Below are 21,831 nucleotides of genomic sequence, written 5' to 3'. Positions count from 1 at the left end.
AATTTGGCATAAAAATAGTACTTATTTCAATGATATGGATGCTTTCCTGTAATTCATCGAACGAAAAAGTGATAGATAAAACCAAGATGTCTATAGTTTTTGCCGAATTGAAATTGGCCGAGTCTCAAGTTAGTAGGTTAAATTTTATGGGTGCAGATTCGGCAAAAGTGGCTTTTAAGTATCTTGAGAAAGAGATTTATAAAAAACACAAAATCGATTCACTTCAATATCTTAATAGTTTTGATTTTTATGCGAAAGACAAAAAAGAGCTCCTGAAAATTTATGAAGGTGCTGAGGCCATTATTGAGAAAAAGAAAAACAAAAAAAATCCTGTTTAAATGAGAAATCTGGTAATTATACCTACCTACAATGAAATTGAGAACATTGAAGCCATAATAAAAAAGGTGACCGATTTGCCTGTTTGGTTTGATATTCTTATTGTAGACGATGGTTCTCCTGATGGCACAGCTTTGAAAGTTAAAGAAATGCAAAAGCTTTTTCCAGGCCAATTACATATAGAAGAAAGAAAAGGTAAGCTTGGATTGGGTACTGCTTATATCCATGGTTTCAAATGGGCATTGGTGAAGGCGTATGATTATATCTATGAAATGGATGCTGATTTTTCGCACAACCCCAACGACTTGGTGCGTTTGTATCATGCATGCTCAAAGGATGGTAACGACGTAGCCATTGGTTCAAGATATATAAATGGTGTAAACGTTGTTAATTGGCCAATCGGCAGAGTTTTGATGTCATATGGGGCTGGAATATATGTTCGTTTTCTTACAGGAATGCCTTTTATGGATCCAACGGGCGGGTTTATTTGTTATTCAAATGAAGTTTTAAGAACAATTCCTTTAGACAAAATAAGATTTGTTGGATATGCTTTTCAAATAGAAATGAAATTCAATGCCTATTTATATAAATTTAAGATTGTCGAAGTGCCGATAATATTTACAGACCGAACACTCGGACAATCAAAAATGTCAACCAAAATCTTTAAAGAAGCCGTTTTCGGCGTGGTAATGATGAAAATCTGGAGTTGGTTTAAGAGTTTTAAAAGGTAAATTACTTCAAATTTTTAATTGCGTCCAATTGATCTCGCCTGACAGTAGGGTATTGAATGCCCAATTGCTCAAGGTATGTTGAATACTTACTCGGATCATAGTAATACTTTTTCATTTCTGGCCTGAAAGTCTCCATTATCGAGGTATTAAGCTTAATCGCAGGTTTGTCATCGTTAGATATCAAAGGCGTATATTTCATATCTTTGGTTTGTACCGTATTGTAATATTCCCATGCCTCTTTTAACACTTCTGGTTTATACAAAAGATCCAAAATAGTCATTGCTTCTACTTTGGCTCCTGCCGTACATCCTTTATGTGCAATTGGAGTAGCCATAGTAATGGCATTGGCCCAATGGTGACCAGGCATTCCCGGCATATTGGAAGGGTATCTCAAAACTATAGTTGGCAAAGACCATGAAATATCCGCGATATCATCAGAACCTCCTTGTCTTAGTACCAAAGGCGAATAAACTGGTTCAGAAACAGTGTCTAAAACAGTTGCTAAACCTTCCACTTCAGAAGATTTTAATTCTATTTGTGAGGCTTTGGCTAATAGCTGATCGTTTTCTGACCATTTAGGCAGACCAACTTTTCTGATGTTTGCATAAGCCGCCGCTGCCATTGGTTTGTTAAAATGCCCTGGCCAAGCACTTCCTAATATTTCATAGGTAAACTTGGTGTCGGTCATCATCGCCGCCCCGCCAGCTATTTTTATTCCATTGTCAAAAAGGTTTTTGATTTTTGGGTAAGTCCTTTCTCTGAAATAATACCAAACAGTGGCTTTTGAAGGCACAACATTAGGTTGGTCGCCACCATCAGAAATTACATAATGCGATCTTTGGGTAGTTTCTAAATGTTCTCTTTTAAAATTCCAACCAATATTCATCAATTCCACAGCGTCAAGGGCACTTTTTCCTCTCCACGGAGCACCAGCTGCATGAGCTGCCGCACCTTCGAAATTAAATTTTACAGATACTAAACCTGTATTGCCTGCGTCACCCCATGAAACTCCCAGATTATTGCCAACATGGGTAAAAATACAAGCGTCCACATCCTTAAAATATCCATCTCTTACGAATATTGCCTTTGTACCAACTTGTTCTTCTGCCACGCCGGGCCAAAGCATCAATGTGCCAGCTATACCTTCTCTTTCCATTATTTCTTTAATGGCGAGTACGGCAGTTATGTTTAATGCTTGCCCTGAATTATGTCCTTCACCATGGCCAGGAGCTCCTTCAATAATAGGGTCTTTATAAGCCACGCCCGGTTTTTGAGAAGCTTTGGGTATACAATCGACATCTGAGCCAATGGCAATTACTGGCTTCCCATTTCCCCACTTTGCAATCCAAGCTGTTGGAATATTAGCTATGCCTCGCTCTATTGTAAATCCTTTGCTTTCTAATAGTGAGGTTAGATATTTTGAGGTTTCAAATTCTTGAAAACCGAGCTCTCCAAAACTAAAGAGCATATCATTAATTTCCTGGGTTAGTTTTTGAGAATTTTCAATTTTAGTCACTACTTCTTCTTTGAGTAGCTCTAGTTTGTCTTTTGGTTCTACTTTAGTTTTACTTTTTTTTTGAGCAAAAGAAAAATTTGTGAAAAGCAATAGCAGTAATAAGGGGATGAAATGTTTTTGCATAGTTTTAAAAGGGTTTTATTCTAAATCAAATTTATTCATTTTTTGGTTTTAATTGATACAAAGCATATCTTTATTTTTTGGGACTTCTGAAAACTCAATACTATTAATCATTTTTTCATTTGGAAAGAACTAGAGATAGTTTTAAACCTTTTTTATTAAGTTTTTAGAAGTGATCTAAATTATCATTTATCATCAAATAACAAACATGAAATTTAAACTTTTCCTCCTTTTCGCTTTTTTGCCATTTTTTGTTTTTTCTCAGGTGGATCTTAGTTATTACTTGCCTACCAATGTAAGTTACAATAAAGAGATTCCTACGCCTAAGGAGTTTTTGGGGTATGAAGTGGGCGAGCAGCATGTAAACCCGTTTGAAGTATATGCCTATTACCGAGAGGTAGCCAAACATTCTGATAGAATTAAAATTGAAACCTATGCTCGTTCTTTTGAAAACAGAGAATTGCTTTTAGCTACAGTTTCTTCTCCTAAAAACTTGGTGAAATTAAATGAAATAAAAGCTGAACATGCCAAACTTTCTCAATCGGATATTTCGAAAAGTCTAAAAATTGAGCAAATGCCAATTGTAGTGTGGATGGGATATTCGGTACATGGAAACGAGGCTAGTGGGCTAAATTCCTCCCTTTTAACTATATATTACTTAGCAGCAGCTGAAGGTAAAGAAATAGATGATTTGCTAAATGAAAGTATAATATTGGTAGATCCGTGTATTAATCCTGATGGCGGAAATAGATTTTCAACGTGGGTAAATCAAAACAAAAGCCAAACTTTGGTATCGGATATAAACGCTAGAGAGTTTAAAGAAACATGGCCAGGTGGACGTACCAATCACTATTGGTTTGATATGAACCGCGACTGGCTATATCAGCAATTGCCAGAGAGCAAAGGTAGATTGGTAAAGTTTTACGACTGGTTGCCGAACATTTTGACGGATCACCACGAAATGGGAAGTAATTCTACGTTTTTCTTTCAGCCGGGTATTCCTGAGAGAACACACCCAATGACGCCAGTAAAAAATATTGATTTGACAGTGAAATTCGGAAAGTTTCAAGCAGCAGGTCTAGATAGCATTGGTTCGTATTATTATACCAAAGAAAACTACGATGATTTTTATTATGGCAAAGGATCTACTTTGCCTGATGTAAATGGTTCAATAGGAATTTTGTTTGAGCAAGCTTCTTCAAGAGGCCATTTACAGGAAAATGTAAATGGCGTTATAAGTTTTCCATTTACTGTCCGGAATCAGTTTACTGCTTCTCTATCTACATTAAAAGCTGGTAAATCAATGAGAACTGAGCTTTTGAATTACATGCGTGATTTTTATTCTGAAAAATCTACAGATGATATCAAGGCCTATGTTTTTGGTGGAGGAAATGACCCCGTTAGAGTTTGGGAAATGGTAAACGTGATGAGAAGGAACCAAATCGAGGTATATAAATTAGGAAAAAACGAAGGTATTGGCTCCAAACAATTTCAAAAATCTGATGCATTTGTTGTACCTATGAATCAGCCCAAACATCGTTTAGTTAAGTCTTTGTTCGAACAAAGAACCACTTTTGCGGATAGTGCATTTTATGACATTTCGGCTTGGACCTTACCGCTTTGTATGAATGTTCCTTTCGCAGAATCAAAGTCAAATGTCAGCCTTGGAGAAAAAATTACTGAGGCTAATTTCCCATCGGGAAGTGTAGTTGGTGAAAGTAAATATTCTTACTTGTTTGAATGGGATGGATATTTTGCCGCTCGTTCAGCATACGAACTTTTGGATGCAGGCTATATTCTAAAATATGCCATGGAGCCTTTTAAATCGGTGATAGATGGCAAAGAGAAAGAATTTAGTTACGGCACTATCCAAATTCAATGCGGAGATAAAAATCCGACAAGTTTGTTAAAGAAATTGGCTGAAAGAGACGGAACTATATTTTATGCTCAGTCAACAGGATTGACGACAAGCGGTATTAATATGGGAAGTGAAAAGTTTAGAAGAATGCAAAAACCCCAAGCTCTCATGATTGTAGGTGATGGAGTTGATTATAACGACGCAGGAGAAGTTTGGCATTTGTTAGACCAAAGAGTTAGTTTTCCAATGAGTTTTGCAGATATTTCTCAGGTAAATAGGATTGATTTAGAGAAATACACGCATATTATTATCAATCAGGGACGCTATGGGGAACTTTCGGAGGAGAAAATCAAAAAGTATGTTGCAGGCGGAGGAACAATTGTTGCACTTGGAGATGGTGCTTCTTGGCTTTCTCAGAAAAAAATAGGATCGGTTTCTGTAAAACCTCAGGCCTCAAATGATGGAAAAGGAAAAAGACCATTTGCGATGAAGACCAGTTATGATGGTGCAATGGCCACTAGTGGAGCAATTTTAGAAGCCAAAATAGACCCAAGCCATCCGATATGCTATGGTTATAAGCAAAGTACTTTGCCGATTTTTAAAGTTAACAATGTGGTTTTTGAAGAAACTGGCAATCCTTATAATACGCCATTAATATTTACAGAAAAACCTTTGATGGCAGGATATGTACATTCTAAAAACATAGAGCGATTTAAAAGTAGTCCAGCAGTTATTGCTCAAACAGTGGGAGCAGGAAAAATCATAAGTTTTTCTGACAATCCAAACTTTAGAGCATTTTGGTATGGAACAAATAAGTTATTTTTAAATGCCCTTTTCTTTGGAAATGGTATATCTGGAGGAAGATTTGAAGAAGATTGATGGGTTATTTTAATTCATAAAAGATAGCTATTAGTTTTACAAAAAAATAATAAATGGAAATCCTAAAAAAAGACTTAATTGAATTTATAGAAAGTGCTCTTCGTGAAGACGTAAGAGAAGGCGACCATACCTCAAACTCCACTGTGCCAAAAGATGCCCAAGGCAAAGCTAGATTGCTTGTAAAAGACAATGGGATAGTGGCTGGAGTGGAATTGGCAGAGCTTATTTTTAAAACCGTTGACCCAGATTTACAGGTTGAAGTTTTAATAAAAGATGGTGAGCCCATAAAATACGGCGAAATAGTGCTTTATGTAGAAGGAAATGACCGTTCAATATTAACAGCTGAGCGTTTGGTGCTGAATTGTATGCAACGCATGAGCGGAATTGCGACTGTTACAAATGAAATTGTCGAAAAGTTAAAAGGCACTAAATGCAAGGTACTTGATACTAGAAAAACTACGCCGAATTTCAGACTATTAGAAAAATGGGCTGTCAAAATTGGCGGAGGCGTAAATCATCGCTTTGGCTTATTCGACATGATTTTGATAAAAGACAACCATGTTGATTATGCTGGTGGAATAAAAAATGCTATGGAAGCCGCTCAAAAATACATAATTGACAATTCTCTAAATATTCCGATTGAAATAGAAGTAAGGAACCTTGAAGAGCTACAACAAGTGCTTGAAGTAGGTGGTGTTGTAAGGATAATGCTGGATAATTTTGATTATGAAAAAACCAGAGAAGCCATCAAAATTATAGATGGCAGATTCCCTGTTGAGTCATCTGGTGGAATAAACCCTGATACGGTAAGAGCTTACGCGGAATGCGGGGTAGATTATGTTTCTATGGGATATTTGACGCACTCCGTTAAAAGTTTGGATTTAAGTTTAAAAGCCATTAAATAGTTTGAGAGGCTTAAAATTCTAGATCAGTTTAGTTTGTGAAATTTGAAATAATTAATGAAAAAAGATATAGATTTTCCACAAAATCAAAATGTGGTATTGGCGATAGCACCTTCGGAATTTGAGCAATGGGATGTTTTTTTGATAAATAATGGATCAGAAGAAATTACGAATATTTTGGTGAGTTCTTCGGGTTTTGGATTTGACGACAAAGGAGAAAAAGTAAGTACCAGCACACTCAGACATTTTTTTGACAACTTACAAGGAGCTTCTTTTTTAGCAGTTGAAAAAATAGACCCTACTGTTTTTCATCTAAATAACGAATATTGGATAAGCTATTGGATAGACGGGACTCTTTTTGACAGAAGATTTCTGTTTGTTCCAGATAGTATTACAGAGCAAAACTGTATCCAAGTCAGCATTTTAGATAAATCGGCAGTACTACATGCATAATTAATCGATTTTCAGTCCAATAGAAGCCAATAATAAAGAGGCATTGAAACTTTTGCAAACGCCTTCTTTTATTTTATAATCGAAGAATAGCTCTCCGTTTTCGGTAGAATATTCAAAATAGAAGTTTTTGACTTTGTCTACGTATTTATCTGATATTTCTGAAAGTCTAAGGTCGTGCGTAGCTATAAGTGCTGTAGCTCCTTCTTTTATAAGTTTTTCAAATAATGCCATGGAGCCTTTAAGTTTGTCTTCAGAGTTGGTGCCTCGCAACATTTCATCTATCAAGAATATATATTTGTCCTTAGTTTTTAAAGCTTCTAAAACCAATTTAATACGTTCTATTTCCGCCTTAAAAGTAGATGCGTTTTCGTTTATAGAGTCTGTGATACGCATATAACAAACTGGAATCATTCCGAGTCTATATTTAAAATTTTCGGCAAAAACGGGTCCACCCAAATTTGCCAAAATGAGGTTTATGCCCAATGTCCGCAAAAATGTACTTTTGCCTGACATATTACTTCCCGTAATAAGGTTAACGCGATTTTTTTCTCCTAAAACAAAATCATTGCCCACCGTTTGGTGACCTTTAATGAGCGGATGACCTACTAGTTTAGCCTCTATACTTTTCGAAGAATCTAAATGAGTTTCAGGGAAAGCCCAATCTTTATGGTTAAAGCTTAAGGTAGCTAAGCTAGCGTAATATTCAAATATGCCAATGGTTGAAAATATTTCTTGGAAAAACTTCGGATTTTTAACAAGCCAGTTTTCTAATTTTATGGTTTCGATTGGCACAAATGGTTTAGCACTTATCAAAAAAAGTGACGCCATTAGATTTTTTCGCATATCCAACTTCTTAATTATGAGAGCAAACTCTTCTATTGGATTTTTTGATTGCAGGTCTGCTTTAGGAAACTCTTGAAGAGCTAACTGCAAAACTTGTGACTCAAAATGCTCATTGGCAATAAGCTCTGCGGCTCTTGAGAAACTCTGCAATGCCCTGCCCGTTACTGCTATTTGCTCCAAATAGGGTTCGGTGATTTTGCTATTTATACCGTTTATGAAAAAATTAAATAGAATAAAAACACCAAGACCGTAACCTATTCCTTCAAATTTTAAAAAATAGAAGACGATAAAAAACAGGATCCACAAAAAAGGAAGCATAAAACCATAAATTTTGATAAACTGCCTTAATTGTAACTTTGGTGGATTAGGAATATGTGCAATTTCGTTGGCCGTTTCTGCTTGAACTTGAGAAATATTAATCAAAGAAGCTAAAAAAGCGAGTCTCCATTCAGTTTTTGAGCTTAATTCTTTTACAGCCTCTTGTTTATTTTTTATGATGTTTTCATCAGTTTCTATATTGAGCATGGCACTTTCAAGCATTTCTTTGCCTAATTTGGTTTTGGCTCTATTGACCAATTGGAACAGGGAGTTTTCTCCAAAAAGGTCTAAGTCTGCTGAAAAAAGATGGTGAGGGTCTTTAATTTTTTCCCCATTATCGTATTTTTTATTTCCAATATTGCTTAAAGCGTCTAATTCATACTTTAGAAGGTCTTGTTGGTTTTCATTTTGAAGTAGATTTTCTTCGGTCTTTTCATGGTATTTGACCAAATAATAAAAACCAAAAACAAAAGCTACCAAAGACAGTCCTCCCAAAAGTAAGTTGAATCTAAAAGCTTGTATCTGAATTATTAATCCAGCTATTAAGAGTACTAGTCTATAAGTTGAAGTTTTATTATAGGATTTCTGTAGAAGAACTTGATTTTCTCTAAGGTTGCTCAATTGTGCGGTATAAAAAGCTATCATCCTTTGTTTTCGGGTTGAAAATAGTTTAGAATTTATCAAATAACCGTTCAAATACCTATTTTTGTTCCATGTCGTCATTTTTTGAAACCAAAATAGAACTTCTTCGAGGTGTAAATGCCCAAAAAGCCGAGTGGCTCAATAAGGAATTGGGGATTTTTACTTTTGCCGATTTGATCGAATATTATCCTTTTCGACACGAAGATAGGACACAATTTCATAAGATTTCAGAAATTAGTGAGGATATGTTTGCTGCTCAAATCATCGGACGGATTGTTTCCGTAGAGTTAGTTGGTGGCACTGGCAAACAACGATTAGTGGCAACTTTCAGAGACGGCACCAGCCACATGGAATTGGTTTGGTTTCAGAGTATAAGCTATTTTCAGAAATTCCTTAAACCCAATGCTGAATATGTAATCTACGGAAAGCCGGTTTGGTTTGGTGGTAATTTTTCAATCACACATCCAGAAATTGACCTTTTGACGGCAAACAATAACAAAAAGGGTTATTTCCAATCCATCTATTCATTAACAGAAAAACTTAGGAAGCAATATATTGATAGCAAAACGATAAGTATCTGGATTAAAAATCTCTTAGATATTGCTGATCCTTATATAAATGAAACCATTCCAGCTTCGCTTTGTGCAAAGTACAGATTAATACCCAAAAATTATGCTTTACGCTGGCTACATGTTCCTAGAAGTTTTGAGGAATTGCATCAAGCTCAAAGAAGATTGAAGTTTGAAGAATTATTTTATAATCAACTAAGGCTGATAAAATTGAGCTTGGTCCGCAAAAATGATTATGCGGGTCAGGTTTTCCAGAAAACAACTTTACTTACTGAGTTTTACACCAATCACCTTCCGTTTGACCTTACCAATGCACAGAAAAGGGTCGTCAAAGAAATTTTTGAAGATTTAAAATCGGGCAAACAGATGAATCGTTTGATACAAGGCGATGTGGGAAGCGGTAAGACCATAGTGGCTTTTATTTCAATGCTAATGGCGATAGATGGAGGAGCACAGGCGTGTATGATGGCCCCAACGGAGATTTTAGCTCAGCAGCATTATGTCAATCTTAAGAAATTCGGGGAGTTATTGGGCGTAAGGATCGAGATTTTGACGGGATCAAGCAAAAAGAAAGATCGGACGGTTATACATGAGGCACTTTTGAGTGGAGACTTGAAGATTTTGGTAGGTACACATGCTCTTTTAGAAGATATTGTACAATTCAAAAATCTCGGTTTGGTGGTTATTGATGAGCAGCACCGATTTGGTGTAGCTCAAAGGGCAAAACTTTGGGAGAAAAACAAAGTTTTCTATCCCCACATGATGGTCATGACTGCTACGCCTATTCCAAGAACGCTCGCTATGACGCTTTTTGGAGATTTGGATCATTCGGAAATAGACGAAATGCCCCCAGGCAGAAAACCCATTGTTACGGTACATAGATACGATGCCAATAGGCTAAAGGTTTTTGAGTTTATGAGAGACGAACTCAAAAAAGGCAGGCAGATTTACATTGTATATCCATTGATAGAAGAGTCAGAAAAGTTGGATTTGAAAAATCTTTACGACGGGTATGAATCTATCGAGCGGGCATTTCCTGGGGTTCCTTTGAGTATAGTACATGGAAAAATGAAGCCCAAAGACAAAGAATACGAAATGCAGCGGTTTAAAAAAGGAGAAACAAAACTAATGGTGGCCACAACTGTAATCGAGGTTGGTGTAGATGTGCCTAATGCGTCTGTAATGGTAATAGAAAGTGCCCAGAGGTTTGGTTTGTCACAATTGCATCAGCTTAGAGGTAGAGTAGGAAGGGGAGCAGATCAATCGTTTTGTATTTTAATGACCGACTATAAACTCTCCAAAGATACCCAAAAGAGGCTGAATACGATGGTACAAACAGAAAATGGATTTCTAATTTCACAAGTTGACTTGGAACTTCGAGGTCCTGGAGATATGAGTGGAACGCAACAAAGTGGCTTGGTAGACTTGAAAATAGCCAACCTGGCCAAAGATGAACAAATACTAAAAATTGCCCGTGAGGAGGCATTTAGGATATTAAAACAAGACCCTAATCTAGAAATGGCTGACCACCTTCCCATAAAACTGCATATTGACAAAATTAAAAACAAAGAATTGAGCTGGAATAGGATAAGTTGAGTCTGTTTTTTCTATATTTACTTTACAATATTCAACCATAATAAATGAAAACATTCAATATTAATCGTAGGAATTTTCTGAAAGGTGCAGCCGCTACCCTAGCTATGAGTCATTTTGGGGCTAATGCCATGGATATTTTGAATCCTAACAAAACCTACAAAGTAGCTTTGATTGGCACTGGCTGGTATGGAAAAAGCGATTTGTTTAGACTTATTCAGGTAGCTTCAGTAGAAGTTATTGCACTTTGTGACGTAGACAAAAACATGCTGAAAGCCGCTGGAGATTTGGTTAGCAAAAGACAAAAATCAGGTAAAGTGCCAAAGCTTTATGGCGATTATAGGAAATTATTAGCTGAAAATGAATTGGACATCGTATTGATAGGAACGCCTGACCATTGGCATTCTTTGATGATGATAGATGCCGTAAAGGCAGGTGCAAACGTTTATGTGCAAAAACCTATCAGTGTAGATGTAATGGAAGGAGAAGCCATGGTGGCCGCCGCAAGAAAATACAATAAAGTCGTACAGGTAGGTACTCAAAGAAAGAGTACACCGCATCTTATTGAAGCAAAAAAGAATATTGTAGATGGGGGATTGCTCGGAAAAATAAAGCATGTAGAAATGTGCTGTTATTATTCAATGCGAAACAACTCTAATCCGCCGTTAGAGCCGGTCCCAGATTTTTTTGATTATGAGATGTGGACTGGGCCAGCTCCTATGCGGCCTTATGATGGGTTGCCACACATAAGATGGTGGAGGGCGTTTATGGAATATGGAAATGGTATAACGGGCGATATGTGCGTTCATATGTATGATACTGCACGTTGGATGTTAGGCTTAGGATGGCCGAGCAAAATAAGTGCAGTTGGTGGGATATACATAAACAAAGATGCAAAGTCAAACATTTCGGACACACAAACTGCAGTTTTTGAGCACGATGAATTAAATTGTGTTTGGACGCATCGTTCTTGGGGAAATGCACCTGATCCTGATTATCCTTGGGCACTGTTTCTTTATGGCGAAAAAGGAACACTAAAAGCCAGCACAATGCGGTATGATTTTATTCCAATTGGTAAAGGCGAAACTATCCATAAAGATGTGGTATTTGAAAAAGAAAAATATCCTGAAGATCTAACAGAAGAAAGAATTGAATTGAATGCGGCACCTGCTACAAGGTTACACATGTTGGATTTTCTTGGAGCAATAGAAAACAAAACTCGACCAGTGGCAGATATTCATGAAGGGCATATTTCTACAGCAAGTTGTATCATTGCAAATTTATCGATGGAATTGGGAAGACCATTAACTTATGACCCAATTAAAAAGGAGATTGTTGGAGACAAGGAAGCCACAACAAGGTTATCAAGAAAATATAGAGACCCTTGGAAGCATCCAGATTATAGAAAAGTATAAGTAACAAAAAAGCCCTTAAAACTGAATTTAAGGGCTTTTTTAATATTCAAAAAATCAAGGATTAGAACATTTTTGCTCTGTTATCTTCAATTTTAGCATTTTCTCTTAATATTTGCTCTCCTATCATTCCCATTCTTCCTGCACCAGTTCTTTGCTCTACTTGTAGTTTAAATGGAGCATAGTCGGTAATAGCAGGAGCAGGAGTTTTAGCTGTAGTTTCCATTACAAAAACTCCAGACTCACCAGTGAAAACACCACTTCTTTGACCAGCTTTCAATCCGAAAAGTTTACCTAGGGCAATTGGGTCAAAACCAGCACTGTTCAACATTCCACTAAAGAAATTTACATCAGCAACTTCTTCAACCAAAGCACCAGCACCGTATTTTTTAGAAAGAGCCGTTAAGTCTCCTTTACCATCACCTAGTTTTGCAGTAATTTTTTCTGATTTTTTCTCATTTCTGATTTTAGCTGAAATCGCATCTTTAAAATCCATAGCTTTAGGGTCATTTTTGTCTGAACCAGATTTCAAAGCTGCAACAACATAAGTTTCACCAATTACAAAAACTCTATCAGCAACTGCACCAATTTCTGCATCTTTGCTGTAAGCCCAGTTTACAATTTCACGAGCATTTTGGATCGTGTTAACATTTGTACTATTTGGCAATAGATTATCAGCATTCAATAGGGTCATTGAATTGTCTTTTTTCACTGCTGTTTCTAATTGAGCTAAAGTAGATGCTCCAGCCCTTAAATTCTCCGCTTTTTGGTACATTTCATTTGAAGCAGCCTCACCTACTTGTAATTCTTTATTTATTGAAGCCAATTTATATTTTGTATTTGACTTAGCTTCAGTAACATTAATGATATGATATCCAAAATCAGTGGTAACTAAATTAGGTAAAACACCTGTACCAGAAAATGCAAAAACTGCTGATTCAAATGGTTTTACCATAGAGCCGTTGTTTTGGAAAGTTCCTAAATCTCCACCTCTTTGGGCGGTGCCATCAGTGCCATTTTGACTTGCTAATGTGGCAAAATCAGCACCAGACCTCGCTTGATTCAAAATATTTTGTGCATTTGTTCTAGCAGCAGCTCTAGCACTGTCTGACATAGTAGAGTCTGACCTTATTAGAATATGGCTAGCTCTAACCGTGTATAGAGAATCAGTAGAAGTACCCTCGTATTTGTGAATGCTGTAAGTGTTACCTTCTTTGAATGGTCCAATCAAACCGCCAACTACAGTTGATGCTAGAGAAGCTTTCAAGTTTTCACTAAGTTCACTAGTAGACCTCAAATATGGAGTTCTAATATCTGTATTTGCCGAAGCATATGCTTGTGCATCAGTTGCAGAAGCAAGTCCTTTGGCTAAATTTCTGATTTCGTCGTTAAGAGCAGAACTATCTTCTTTTGTCGGTACCAATTGAAAAGAAACATAAGTTATGCTTCTGCTATCAAAAGGATTAAATTCTTCTTTATGTTTTCCGTAATAGCTGCTTATCTCACTGTCTTCTACTTTAACTGTAGAGTCTTGTATAGAATAAAAAGGAACATATAAGAATTTGCCACTTGCTTTTTCAGTGTTAGCAACATATTCAGCTTTTGCTTCCGCTTGTGTAACAAATGAAGCTTTGTTCAATAGATTTGAGTATTTTTCTCTCATTCTAATTGTTTTTAGCTCTCTTTTAAAATTATCCCACATGGCTTTTTGACCCGCCGGCATTGTGTTAGCTGAATAAGATCTAATAAACTCAGCATGTTGAGCAGCATTAAAATTTCCAGATTGATCTGAAAACTGTTGCTTCACATAGGGATGCATATTTTTCGTTCCTTGAATTAATTCTCTTAATTCGTCATCGGAAACTGTAATCCCTAATTTTTCAAATTCTTCTACGTAAACATTATCAAAAATTAGTTTTTCCCAAACTTGTTCTCTGATTTGTGAAACTTCCTGCTCATTTGCTGATCTTCCAGAATTATTTTCAAATTGAAGCTTTTGAGATTCAACTAAATTTACAAATTGTTGATAATCTACAGTTGTTCCGTTAATCTCACCAACTTGGTTATTGTTTGATCCAAAAAACCCATTACCTTGGTTAGAAAAAATATCTCCTCCAACAATGAACAACAATAATGCAACGGCAATCACCGCTACTGCTATTCCTGATCTTTCTCTGATTTTGTTTACTATTGCCATTTTATTATTAAAAAATACTGTTTTTCGGTTTCTCTTACTATTGTGAAAATTTTTTGAGGTGCAAAAATAGGAATATTCCCATTGATTATCAAAGAATTCTAATTTGTTTTATTTTTACAAAATTAATGCCAGTTAAAAATTAGCCCCTTTGGTTAAGGTTTTTAACCTAAACAGGTACATGTCAGCAGTAATAAATAAGGTTTTACCATCTTCGCCCCAAGCTAAGTTGGCAGTTGGAGCCCCCGTTTCTATTCTGCCCAATAGTTTACCTTCAGGACTTAAAATCAAAATTCCTCCTGGTCCAGTTGTAAAAATATTTCCTTTTTCGTCTACTTTCAAGCCATCTGGTGCTCCGCTCAGGCCTTGTTCGTTTAGATAAGAAGCATCAAAAAGTAATTTTCCCTTTTCTAAACTGCCATCTTTTTTTATTGGATATGCCATGATGTAAGCTTTTGTATCAGATTGTGCTACATATAGAATCTTATGATCTGGAGACAAAGCCACACCGTTGGGTCTTATTAAATCTGCTATTTCTAAAAAAACTTTTCTATCAGGAGAAACTCGATAAACTCCAAATAGGTCAATTTCTCTTGATGGGTCAGTAACAAAAGAAGGTAAGCCATAAGGTGGATCAGTGAAATATACGTTTCCAGATTTTGATTGAACAACGTCATTTGGGCTATTAAACCTTTTTCCTTGGTAGTTATCTGCAAGAGAAAACTTTCCGCCCATTCCATCGATTGGCATAATAGAAACTCGCCTATCACCATGTTCGCAGGCTATCAATTGTCCGTCATTGCTTATTGTTAAGCCATTGCTACCTGATTCATGGCTGTAAGGCATAATGCCAGTATAACCAGAAGGTTTTAAAAATTCCGTTATTTTTTCTCCTTCTTTCCATTTATGAATAATATTTGTAGGTACATCCGAAAATAGCAAATATCCACCGTCTTTAACCCAAACGGGACCTTCTGACCATTCAAATCCCTCACCGAGAATCTCTAGTTTCGCATCAAGACTTATTAATTCTGAGAGTTTTTCATCGTTTTGGATAATTTTACCTGTAGTTTTTATTTGTCCTAAGGCAGAATAGGTAATTATTGAAGCCATAATAGTCGAAATAATGGGTTTCATTTTTTTTAGGTTTAAAAACCAAAATTAAGAATTTCTAGCACATTTAAAATAAAAAAAGAAACAAGCCTTTCGGATGTTCCTCTTTAACATGAATTAATTATGTTCAAATAGCTTTTTCGTAAATCAAATAGGTACCTCCGTCTCTCGAGGGCGTATTGTCTTTTTTGAAAACACCAATTTGCAAATGTTCATTTTCTATTCTAAATTCTACAGACTGATTAAACAAATCAAAATATCCCGTTTCACATTGCATTAGCTCTGGTGGCCCTGCCATTTTTGTACTTCCTAATTGTCCAATCGTAATAGTTGAAATACCATTCGCAGCGTCAGTCGTATTTATTTTTAGGTTTCCAAAATATAAATTCACTGCTGAATTACCTGAAATCTTGTAAACATTTGGCTCTTTTGATTCAGTATCTTTTGAAATTTCAAGTGTAATATCTCTTGCGTTTGTAACAGCATAGCCACAAGGCGTATCTATAGCGTCTCCTAAAAACTTATGCTTTAAAATCCATTTACCTTCGATTTTAGTTTGAATTTCTGCCTGAACTTCGACTTTGGTACAAGATTCCATTTTTAAAAGCGAAATAAATAATAACAAGAAAAGAAATTTAGCCATTTTAGTTTTTGATTTTTAATTATGACTCTATTTTATGTTTTTTGGTTGTATTTTATTTTAAAAAAACGCCGAAACCGGGTTTGTTTGGATAAATTACTTTTCCTTTTTCTAAATAAACACCCGCTGCTGGATCATTGGCTATCAGCATCGCTCCATCCATATCGACATAATCCAATAATGGTAAAACGGAAGCAATAGCAGAGATTCCTATGCTGGTTTCAGTCATACAGCCCATCATAACTTGCATATTGGCAGCTCTTGCTTGTTTAATCATCCTTATTGCAGGTGTGATTCCCCCACACTTAGCTAATTTTATGTTTATTCCAGAAAAGTGTCCAAGGCATTTCTCAACGTCAGATTCGGTAACACAGCTTTCATCTGCAATTATAGGTAACTTAGTGTATTTTATCACTTCTTTCATTCCTTCAAAATTGTCTGCCTTCAAAGGTTGTTCAATAAATTCTACTCCTAATGCTCTCAATTTATTTGAATTTTTTATCGTTTCTTCAACACCCCATCCTGTATTCGCATCTACTCTAAAGACTGCATCGGTTTCTTTTCTTAATGCTTTTACGATTTCAATATCATTTTCTGTACCTAGTTTGATTTTATAAATTGGAAAATCAAACTCTTTAAGCTTTTCTATCATTTTTGGTATTTCGTCTATGCCAATTGTATAATCAGAGAAAGGCACTTTTGAAATATCTAAACCCAGCATTTTATAGACTGGTTGTTGGTTTCTTTTTCCCCAAATATCATAAGCTGCCAAATCAATAGCACATTGCACAAAGTGATTATGACCTATGTAAGGATTTAAATATTCCCAAAATTCGGATGGGTGATTCCATGAAAAACTTTCGATTTTGTCTTTATTTTCCTGAATCACTTGATTCATTACAGCAGGAGTTATACCATAATAAGGAACTGGTGTTGCTTCTCCCAATCCTGTGAATTCGCCATCTTTAAGTTCGACAACAAAAGTTTCAGTTTCTAATCTAACACCGTGGGCAATTCTAAAAGGATATTTGCTTTTAAGATTAAATATATGTGTTTTTATTTTCATGATTTCAATACAATTCCATTTCAAAAAGTTCTGCTAAATGTTTTTTAAGTTTTTCAGCCACTTCAGTTTGATTGACTGGCAATTTTGTTTCGTTTTCTAAAGAAGTCACTGCTTTGTCGTCAATCCCACAAGGTACAATATTGCCAAAATACGAGAGATCAGTGTTTACATTCAAAGCCAAACCATGCATGGTTACCCAACGGCTAGATTTTACGCCCATCGCACATATTTTTCTAGGATTGACATCATTTATCCAAACGCCAGTCAGACCTTCTATTCTTCCTGCGGTCACCCCAAAGTCAGCACAAGTAAGTATAACGGCCTCTTCTAATAATCGCATGTATTTGTGAATGTCCGTGAAAAAGTTGTCAAGATCAAGAATGGGGTAAACTACCAATTGCCCTGGTCCATGATAAGTTATATCTCCGCCTCTATTGATTTTGTAAAAGCTAGCTTCTTTTTCCTCTAGGCCTTGCTCGTCTACGAGTAAATTTTCTATTTTGCCACTTTTACCAAGCGTAAATACATGTGGATGTTGACAAAAGATCAAATAATTAGGCGTAGTGATTTTTGTATCTAAAGTTCGGTTTTCGATTTTTATGTCTACTATTTTTTTGAAATATTCTTCTTGAAAGTCCCAGGCTTCTTTATAATCTATTAGTCCTAAATCTATATATTCTACTTTTTTGTTTTTCATTAAAAACCTTATTTGTTGAGAAAATAACAAAATTTGATTCTAATAAATTGAGCAAATTGCTATAAATTTATTGATAGAATCAAAATCACGACAAATATGAGTGAAAAACTCGACAAAGGAAAAGAAGGAGAAGAATACGCCGTAAAATATCTCATCGATAAGGGTTTTGCGATTAAAGACAGAAATTTCAACTCATTAAATTCGGAGATTGATATTATTTGCACGAAAGGAGACATGTTGGTGTTTGTAGAAGTAAGATTAAAAGTTAACGCCGATTATGGTTTTCCAGAAGATACGATGGGAAAAGGAAAACAAAATGCTATTAAAAGAGGAGCGGAGGCCTATTTACATAAATTTCCATGGCATGGAGAGGCTAGGTTTGATTTCATTTCTATAATTGAAAAACCAAAATTCGAGCTGCTGCATTTTGAAGATGCTTTTTTTTAATAGAAAATTAAGGAGATTTTAATCTTAAATTAAAGTCTGGCAATGAAATTGCTAATTAACTGTAAGTCAGTTTTACATTAGTGATTAATTGCCCATGAAATCAATTCTATTTTTTACATTTTTTGTAATAAGCCTACAATCCTCATTTTCACAAAATACCCGAACCTTTGGTAAAGGAAATATTAAAGGAGTTAGTGTAAATGCTAGTTCCAATACGACAAATGGTATAAAAACGCTATTGAGTACTGGCTATATGCCGAACCCAAAAGCTTCTTCAAGATTTTTGTCTCAAGCTACATTGGGCCCAAAACTTTCGGAAATCCAAGCTCTTCAAAACCTAGGAATAGAGCCATGGTTAAACCAACAGTTTGCTATGAACCCTTCTTTTAATCTGCAAGCCTACGTCCAAGGTTTACATCAGAACATGGTTGATTCTTTGAATTTACAAAATCCTGCAGGAAATTATACTTTGGATAATGTTTTTATAGACGATTGGGCGTTTGATGTAGCGTGGTTTCAGGCCAATATGCACGCAAATGACAGACTAAGATGGAAAGTTAGTTTAGCCTTAAGTGAGATATTTGTGACTTCCAGAATTTCAGCTTTTGACGGAAACCCTTATGCTTTAGCGAGTTATTATGATATGCTCAATAAAAACGCTTTTGGTAATTATAGATCATTGATTGATAGTATTACTTATCATCCGGCTATGTCTGTTTATTTGACATATATAAACAACCACGCAACAGACACTACAGGTGGAAAACATGTTTTTCCTGATGAAAACTATGCGAGAGAGATTATGCAATTGTTTTCGATTGGACTTTATGAACTCAACACCAATGGTACTGAGAAAAAAGATGGAAGCGATAAATCTATCCCAACTTATGACAATGATGATATTGCAAACTTGGCAAAAGTGTTTACAGGCCTTTCTTGGTCAAATAGCCGATATCTAGGAGAAAATGCTATAGACAAATGGAGTTATACAAAAAGACTCAAGTTTTTTCCGGTCGATTCTAGTGAGAAATATACAAAGTTATGGAAAAAACCAATTGATTGGCGAATAGTAAATGGTCACGAACCAGGGATTAAAACTTTTTTAAATCAAACTGTAATTAGCAGGCCTGTACAGCAAGGGGAACAAGATATTCAAGATGCTTTAAATATTATTTTTAATCATCCTAATGTCGGTCCTTTTATATCCAGAAGGCTCATTCAGCATTTGGTAAGCTCTAATCCTTCGCCTGAATTCATTGAAAGAGTAGCCAAGATATTTAACAATAATGGCTCAAATGTAAGGGGAGACTTAAAAGCAGTAGTACGAGCCATTTTATTAGATCCCGAAGCAAGGGATTGTTGCGGAGAAAAAGAAAACACGGCTTATGGGCATCTAAGAGAACCTTTTTTAAGATATATGAATTTGGTGAATGGTTTAGAATTGAGCAACCAAAGCGGGATTTATAGAAACGTTATGGTGGATTTGTATAATAGACTTGAACAAAAACCACTGTATTCCCCTTCTGTTTTTAATTTCTATCAACCCGGATATGTACCTGATGGGCCAATTCAAGAAGCGGGAAAAGTTGGGCCTGAGTTCCAAATGCTTAACTCGCTTTCATTTTCAAATTATATGAATGGTTTACATAAATGGTTAATTTCTAACGATCCAGTGGAATTTTGGGGCATGTTTAGCAATGAAACCTATAAACCAGACCAAGATCCAAAATTCGATATTTCTGCAGATTTTGTATTATCTAAAAACAATAGAATAAGAGAGTTTTTGGATAAATACAATTTGATTTTAGCACAAGGAAGGATAAATCAAGAAAACATGGCGATAATTGAAAATGTATTATTGTCTATGCCACTAACAATTGACGTAAACGGGGTACCCGACCCAACATTAGCCGATAGGCGATTAAGAATGGGGATTTTCTTAATAATGATATCACCAGATTACCTAATAAATAGATAAACCCATGAATAGAAGAAATTTTATAAAAAATGTTGGTTGCGGAGCAATGGGAAGCTCAACTTTACTAAGCTCACTAACAAGTCTTGGTGCATTAAATGGATTGACTAATCTAAACAAAAATGCACCCGGAGAAGATTACAAAGCCATAGTTTGTATTTTGTTTTCTGGCGGCATGGATTCTTTTAATTTATTGATGCCAACAGGCACAGCAGTTGGTGGAGATAATGGTTTTAATGAATATAAAGCACTAAGAACGGATTTGGCGGTAACGCAAGATGCAGCAAATTTATTAGCTTTAAACAACCCTCAATGTTCTAGTCATAGGGGGAAAAATTGTGCTTATTCTGCCTATAGTGTACATCCGCAGATGTCAGGAATTAGAGACCTTTTCAATAGCGGTAAGCTTTCTTTTGTTTCCAATATTGGTACATTGGTAGAGCCCATTGCCAATGCTTCAGAATTTAAGTCTTCCCTGAAAAAAGTACCTTTGGGTATTTATTCTCACTCAGATCAAATAATGCAATGGCAAACTTCAGTACCACAGAGTAGAAATGCCGTAGGCGTAGGTGGAAGAATGGCTGATATTTTGAATGCAAACAATACCAATAATGGTATTTCCATGAATATATCCTTAGCTGGTAAAAATATTTTCCAAAGGGGTCAAATGATTTCGGAATATTCTATTAGTGACAATGTGGATCCAAATAATGTAGGACTTCAATCTTTTCCATCTTATTGGAGTAACTCTGGCTTACTTCAAGAAATGAGAACACATGCGATTGATAGTTTAGTAGCAAAAACGTACGCCAACTTATTGCAAAAGACTTACTCAACCACTGCCAAAGAAAGTATGGCTTCATTTGCGATATTCAAAGAGGCCTTAAAAAGAGTTCCAACTATTACTACTTCTTTTCCAAATACGTCTTTAGCCAAAGACCTTGCGGCAATAACCAAGGTTATTAGTGTAAGACAACAATTAGGAGCCAAAAGGCAAATATTTTTTGTGAATTATGGTGGTTGGGATATGCACGATGGCCTTTTGGGAGGATTAAATAGTAAGTTGCCTATAGTCAGTCAAGCAATGAAAGCATTTTATGACAGTACAGTAGAATTGGGGATTTCAGAGAATGTAACGACTTACACTATCTCAGATTTTGCTAGGACATTAACTTCTAATGGAAATGGATCAGACCATGCATGGGGAGGTAACAATATGGTGATGGGTGGGGCAGTAAACGGTGGTAGGATATTCGGAGCATATCCAAAAATGGACCTTAGCTCTGGAAATAACAGCAATATATCATTTAGAGGCAATTTTATACCAACCGTCTCTACTGACGAAATGTACGCCGAATTAGCACTTTGGTATGGTGTAAGTCCGTCTGATTTGTGCTATGTTTTGCCAAATTTAGGTAACTTTTATTCTTATTCTCCAAATAATTATCCTTTGGGATTAATGAATTTTTCGCAAACACCTATTTCAACTACCAATCATCCATTGGATTGTTTAACCTATTGATAAAC

General features: G+C 35.8%; 17 protein-coding genes. 10 read left to right on the top strand and 7 right to left on the bottom strand.

The window, feature by feature from the left end; translation table 11 throughout:
- Positions 1–29 precede the first annotated feature (29 nt).
- Together EGI22_RS07655 and EGI22_RS07650 are read left to right on the top strand one after the other, a co-directional pair.
- On the top strand, positions 30–338 hold the full coding sequence (locus tag EGI22_RS07655) for a DUF4296 domain-containing protein (RefSeq protein WP_310588137.1): 309 nt from the start codon (positions 30–32) through the stop codon (positions 336–338).
- Complete coding sequence (locus EGI22_RS07650; RefSeq protein ID WP_255067534.1) at positions 339–1,067, top strand: polyprenol monophosphomannose synthase; 729 nt, start codon at positions 339–341, stop codon at positions 1,065–1,067. It begins immediately after the preceding gene.
- A 1-nt stretch (position 1,068) separates the two neighbouring features.
- On the opposite strand, the gene EGI22_RS07645 is transcribed toward EGI22_RS07650, so the two are convergent.
- Complete coding sequence (locus EGI22_RS07645; protein WP_255067533.1) at positions 1,069–2,706, bottom strand: amidohydrolase; 1,638 nt, start codon at positions 2,704–2,706, stop codon at positions 1,069–1,071.
- A 205-nt stretch (positions 2,707–2,911) separates the two neighbouring features.
- Here EGI22_RS07645 and EGI22_RS07640 point away from each other — a divergent pair, with 205 nt between their 5' ends.
- From EGI22_RS07640 to EGI22_RS07630, 3 genes are read left to right on the top strand one after another with little or no spacing between them, the layout of a single operon-like run.
- Positions 2,912–5,440 carry a M14 family zinc carboxypeptidase gene (locus EGI22_RS07640; RefSeq protein ID WP_255067532.1) on the top strand — a complete coding sequence of 843 codons (2,529 nt, stop codon included), beginning with the start codon at positions 2,912–2,914 and terminating at the stop codon, positions 5,438–5,440.
- Between the two features lie 53 nt (positions 5,441–5,493).
- Positions 5,494–6,345, top strand: a complete 852-nt coding sequence (nadC, locus tag EGI22_RS07635; protein WP_255067531.1) for a carboxylating nicotinate-nucleotide diphosphorylase — start codon at positions 5,494–5,496, stop codon at positions 6,343–6,345.
- A gap of 54 nt (positions 6,346–6,399) precedes the next feature.
- Positions 6,400–6,795 carry a hypothetical protein gene (locus EGI22_RS07630; RefSeq protein ID WP_255067530.1) on the top strand — a complete coding sequence of 132 codons (396 nt, stop codon included), beginning with the start codon at positions 6,400–6,402 and terminating at the stop codon, positions 6,793–6,795.
- Here the strand turns inward: EGI22_RS07630 and EGI22_RS07625 are convergent, their stop codons facing one another.
- Positions 6,796–8,679, bottom strand: a complete 1,884-nt coding sequence (locus tag EGI22_RS07625) for a hypothetical protein (protein ID WP_255067529.1) — start codon at positions 8,677–8,679, stop codon at positions 6,796–6,798.
- On the opposite strand from EGI22_RS07625, the gene recG reads away from it, so the two are divergent.
- Complete coding sequence (gene recG / locus EGI22_RS07620; RefSeq protein WP_255067528.1) at positions 8,670–10,763, top strand: ATP-dependent DNA helicase RecG; 2,094 nt, start codon at positions 8,670–8,672, stop codon at positions 10,761–10,763. The two genes, EGI22_RS07625 and recG, sit on opposite strands and share 10 nt — an antisense overlap.
- A gap of 44 nt (positions 10,764–10,807) precedes the next feature.
- Positions 10,808–12,175, top strand: coding sequence for a Gfo/Idh/MocA family oxidoreductase (locus tag EGI22_RS07615; RefSeq protein WP_255067527.1), 1,368 nt, complete (start codon positions 10,808–10,810; stop codon positions 12,173–12,175).
- Positions 12,176–12,236: 61 nt separating this feature from the next.
- Here the strand turns inward: EGI22_RS07615 and EGI22_RS07610 are convergent, their stop codons facing one another.
- From EGI22_RS07610 to lipB, 5 genes are all read right to left on the bottom strand, one after another.
- Positions 12,237–14,369: a peptidylprolyl isomerase gene (locus EGI22_RS07610; RefSeq protein ID WP_255067526.1), complete on the bottom strand. Its 2,133-nt coding sequence runs from the start codon at positions 14,367–14,369 to the stop codon at positions 12,237–12,239.
- A 132-nt stretch (positions 14,370–14,501) separates the two neighbouring features.
- Positions 14,502–15,503: an SMP-30/gluconolactonase/LRE family protein gene (locus EGI22_RS07605; protein ID WP_255067525.1), complete on the bottom strand. Its 1,002-nt coding sequence runs from the start codon at positions 15,501–15,503 to the stop codon at positions 14,502–14,504.
- A 103-nt stretch (positions 15,504–15,606) separates the two neighbouring features.
- Positions 15,607–16,122 (bottom strand): META domain-containing protein, encoded by a 516-nt coding sequence (locus EGI22_RS07600; protein WP_255067524.1) that lies wholly within the window; start codon positions 16,120–16,122, stop codon positions 15,607–15,609.
- Positions 16,123–16,174: 52 nt separating this feature from the next.
- Positions 16,175–17,185 carry a dipeptide epimerase gene (locus EGI22_RS07595; protein ID WP_255067523.1) on the bottom strand — a complete coding sequence of 337 codons (1,011 nt, stop codon included), beginning with the start codon at positions 17,183–17,185 and terminating at the stop codon, positions 16,175–16,177.
- A gap of 4 nt (positions 17,186–17,189) precedes the next feature.
- Positions 17,190–17,882 (bottom strand): lipoyl(octanoyl) transferase LipB, encoded by a 693-nt coding sequence (lipB, locus tag EGI22_RS07590; RefSeq protein ID WP_255067522.1) that lies wholly within the window; start codon positions 17,880–17,882, stop codon positions 17,190–17,192.
- A 96-nt stretch (positions 17,883–17,978) separates the two neighbouring features.
- Between lipB and EGI22_RS07585 the strand changes: the two genes are divergently transcribed.
- From EGI22_RS07585 to EGI22_RS07575, 3 genes are all read left to right on the top strand, one after another.
- Positions 17,979–18,329, top strand: a complete 351-nt coding sequence (locus EGI22_RS07585; RefSeq protein ID WP_255067521.1) for a YraN family protein — start codon at positions 17,979–17,981, stop codon at positions 18,327–18,329.
- A gap of 94 nt (positions 18,330–18,423) precedes the next feature.
- Positions 18,424–20,307, top strand: coding sequence for a DUF1800 family protein (locus EGI22_RS07580; RefSeq protein ID WP_255067520.1), 1,884 nt, complete (start codon positions 18,424–18,426; stop codon positions 20,305–20,307).
- A gap of 4 nt (positions 20,308–20,311) precedes the next feature.
- Complete coding sequence (locus tag EGI22_RS07575; protein ID WP_255067519.1) at positions 20,312–21,826, top strand: DUF1501 domain-containing protein; 1,515 nt, start codon at positions 20,312–20,314, stop codon at positions 21,824–21,826.
- Positions 21,827–21,831: the final 5 nt, after the last annotated feature.

It is taken from the genome of Lacihabitans sp. LS3-19, assembly GCF_024343575.1.
GTDB lineage: Bacteria > Bacteroidota > Bacteroidia > Cytophagales > Spirosomataceae > Leadbetterella.
Note: the sequence above shows the minus strand (reverse complement) of the source record. Positions and strands in the feature narration are given on the sequence as shown.

Bases quoted from the DNA above. Each gene is read 5' to 3' on its own strand.
- EGI22_RS07655 (WP_310588137.1), top strand. From the start codon at position 30: ATGATATGGATGCTTTCCTGTAATTCATCGAACGAAAAAGTGATAGAT.
- EGI22_RS07650 (WP_255067534.1), top strand. From the start codon at position 339: ATGAGAAATCTGGTAATTATACCTACCTACAATGAAATTGAGAACATT.
- EGI22_RS07645 (WP_255067533.1), bottom strand. From the start codon at position 2,706: ATGCAAAAACATTTCATCCCCTTATTACTGCTATTGCTTTTCACAAAT.
- EGI22_RS07640 (WP_255067532.1), top strand. From the start codon at position 2,912: ATGAAATTTAAACTTTTCCTCCTTTTCGCTTTTTTGCCATTTTTTGTT.
- nadC (WP_255067531.1), top strand. From the start codon at position 5,494: ATGGAAATCCTAAAAAAAGACTTAATTGAATTTATAGAAAGTGCTCTT.
- EGI22_RS07630 (WP_255067530.1), top strand. From the start codon at position 6,400: ATGAAAAAAGATATAGATTTTCCACAAAATCAAAATGTGGTATTGGCG.
- recG (WP_255067528.1), top strand. From the start codon at position 8,670: ATGTCGTCATTTTTTGAAACCAAAATAGAACTTCTTCGAGGTGTAAAT.
- EGI22_RS07625 (WP_255067529.1), bottom strand. From the start codon at position 8,679: ATGACGACATGGAACAAAAATAGGTATTTGAACGGTTATTTGATAAAT.
- EGI22_RS07615 (WP_255067527.1), top strand. From the start codon at position 10,808: ATGAAAACATTCAATATTAATCGTAGGAATTTTCTGAAAGGTGCAGCC.
- EGI22_RS07610 (WP_255067526.1), bottom strand. From the start codon at position 14,369: ATGGCAATAGTAAACAAAATCAGAGAAAGATCAGGAATAGCAGTAGCG.
- EGI22_RS07605 (WP_255067525.1), bottom strand. From the start codon at position 15,503: ATGAAACCCATTATTTCGACTATTATGGCTTCAATAATTACCTATTCT.
- EGI22_RS07600 (WP_255067524.1), bottom strand. From the start codon at position 16,122: ATGGCTAAATTTCTTTTCTTGTTATTATTTATTTCGCTTTTAAAAATG.
- EGI22_RS07595 (WP_255067523.1), bottom strand. From the start codon at position 17,185: ATGAAAATAAAAACACATATATTTAATCTTAAAAGCAAATATCCTTTT.
- lipB (WP_255067522.1), bottom strand. From the start codon at position 17,882: ATGAAAAACAAAAAAGTAGAATATATAGATTTAGGACTAATAGATTAT.
- EGI22_RS07585 (WP_255067521.1), top strand. From the start codon at position 17,979: ATGAGTGAAAAACTCGACAAAGGAAAAGAAGGAGAAGAATACGCCGTA.
- EGI22_RS07580 (WP_255067520.1), top strand. From the start codon at position 18,424: ATGAAATCAATTCTATTTTTTACATTTTTTGTAATAAGCCTACAATCC.
- EGI22_RS07575 (WP_255067519.1), top strand. From the start codon at position 20,312: ATGAATAGAAGAAATTTTATAAAAAATGTTGGTTGCGGAGCAATGGGA.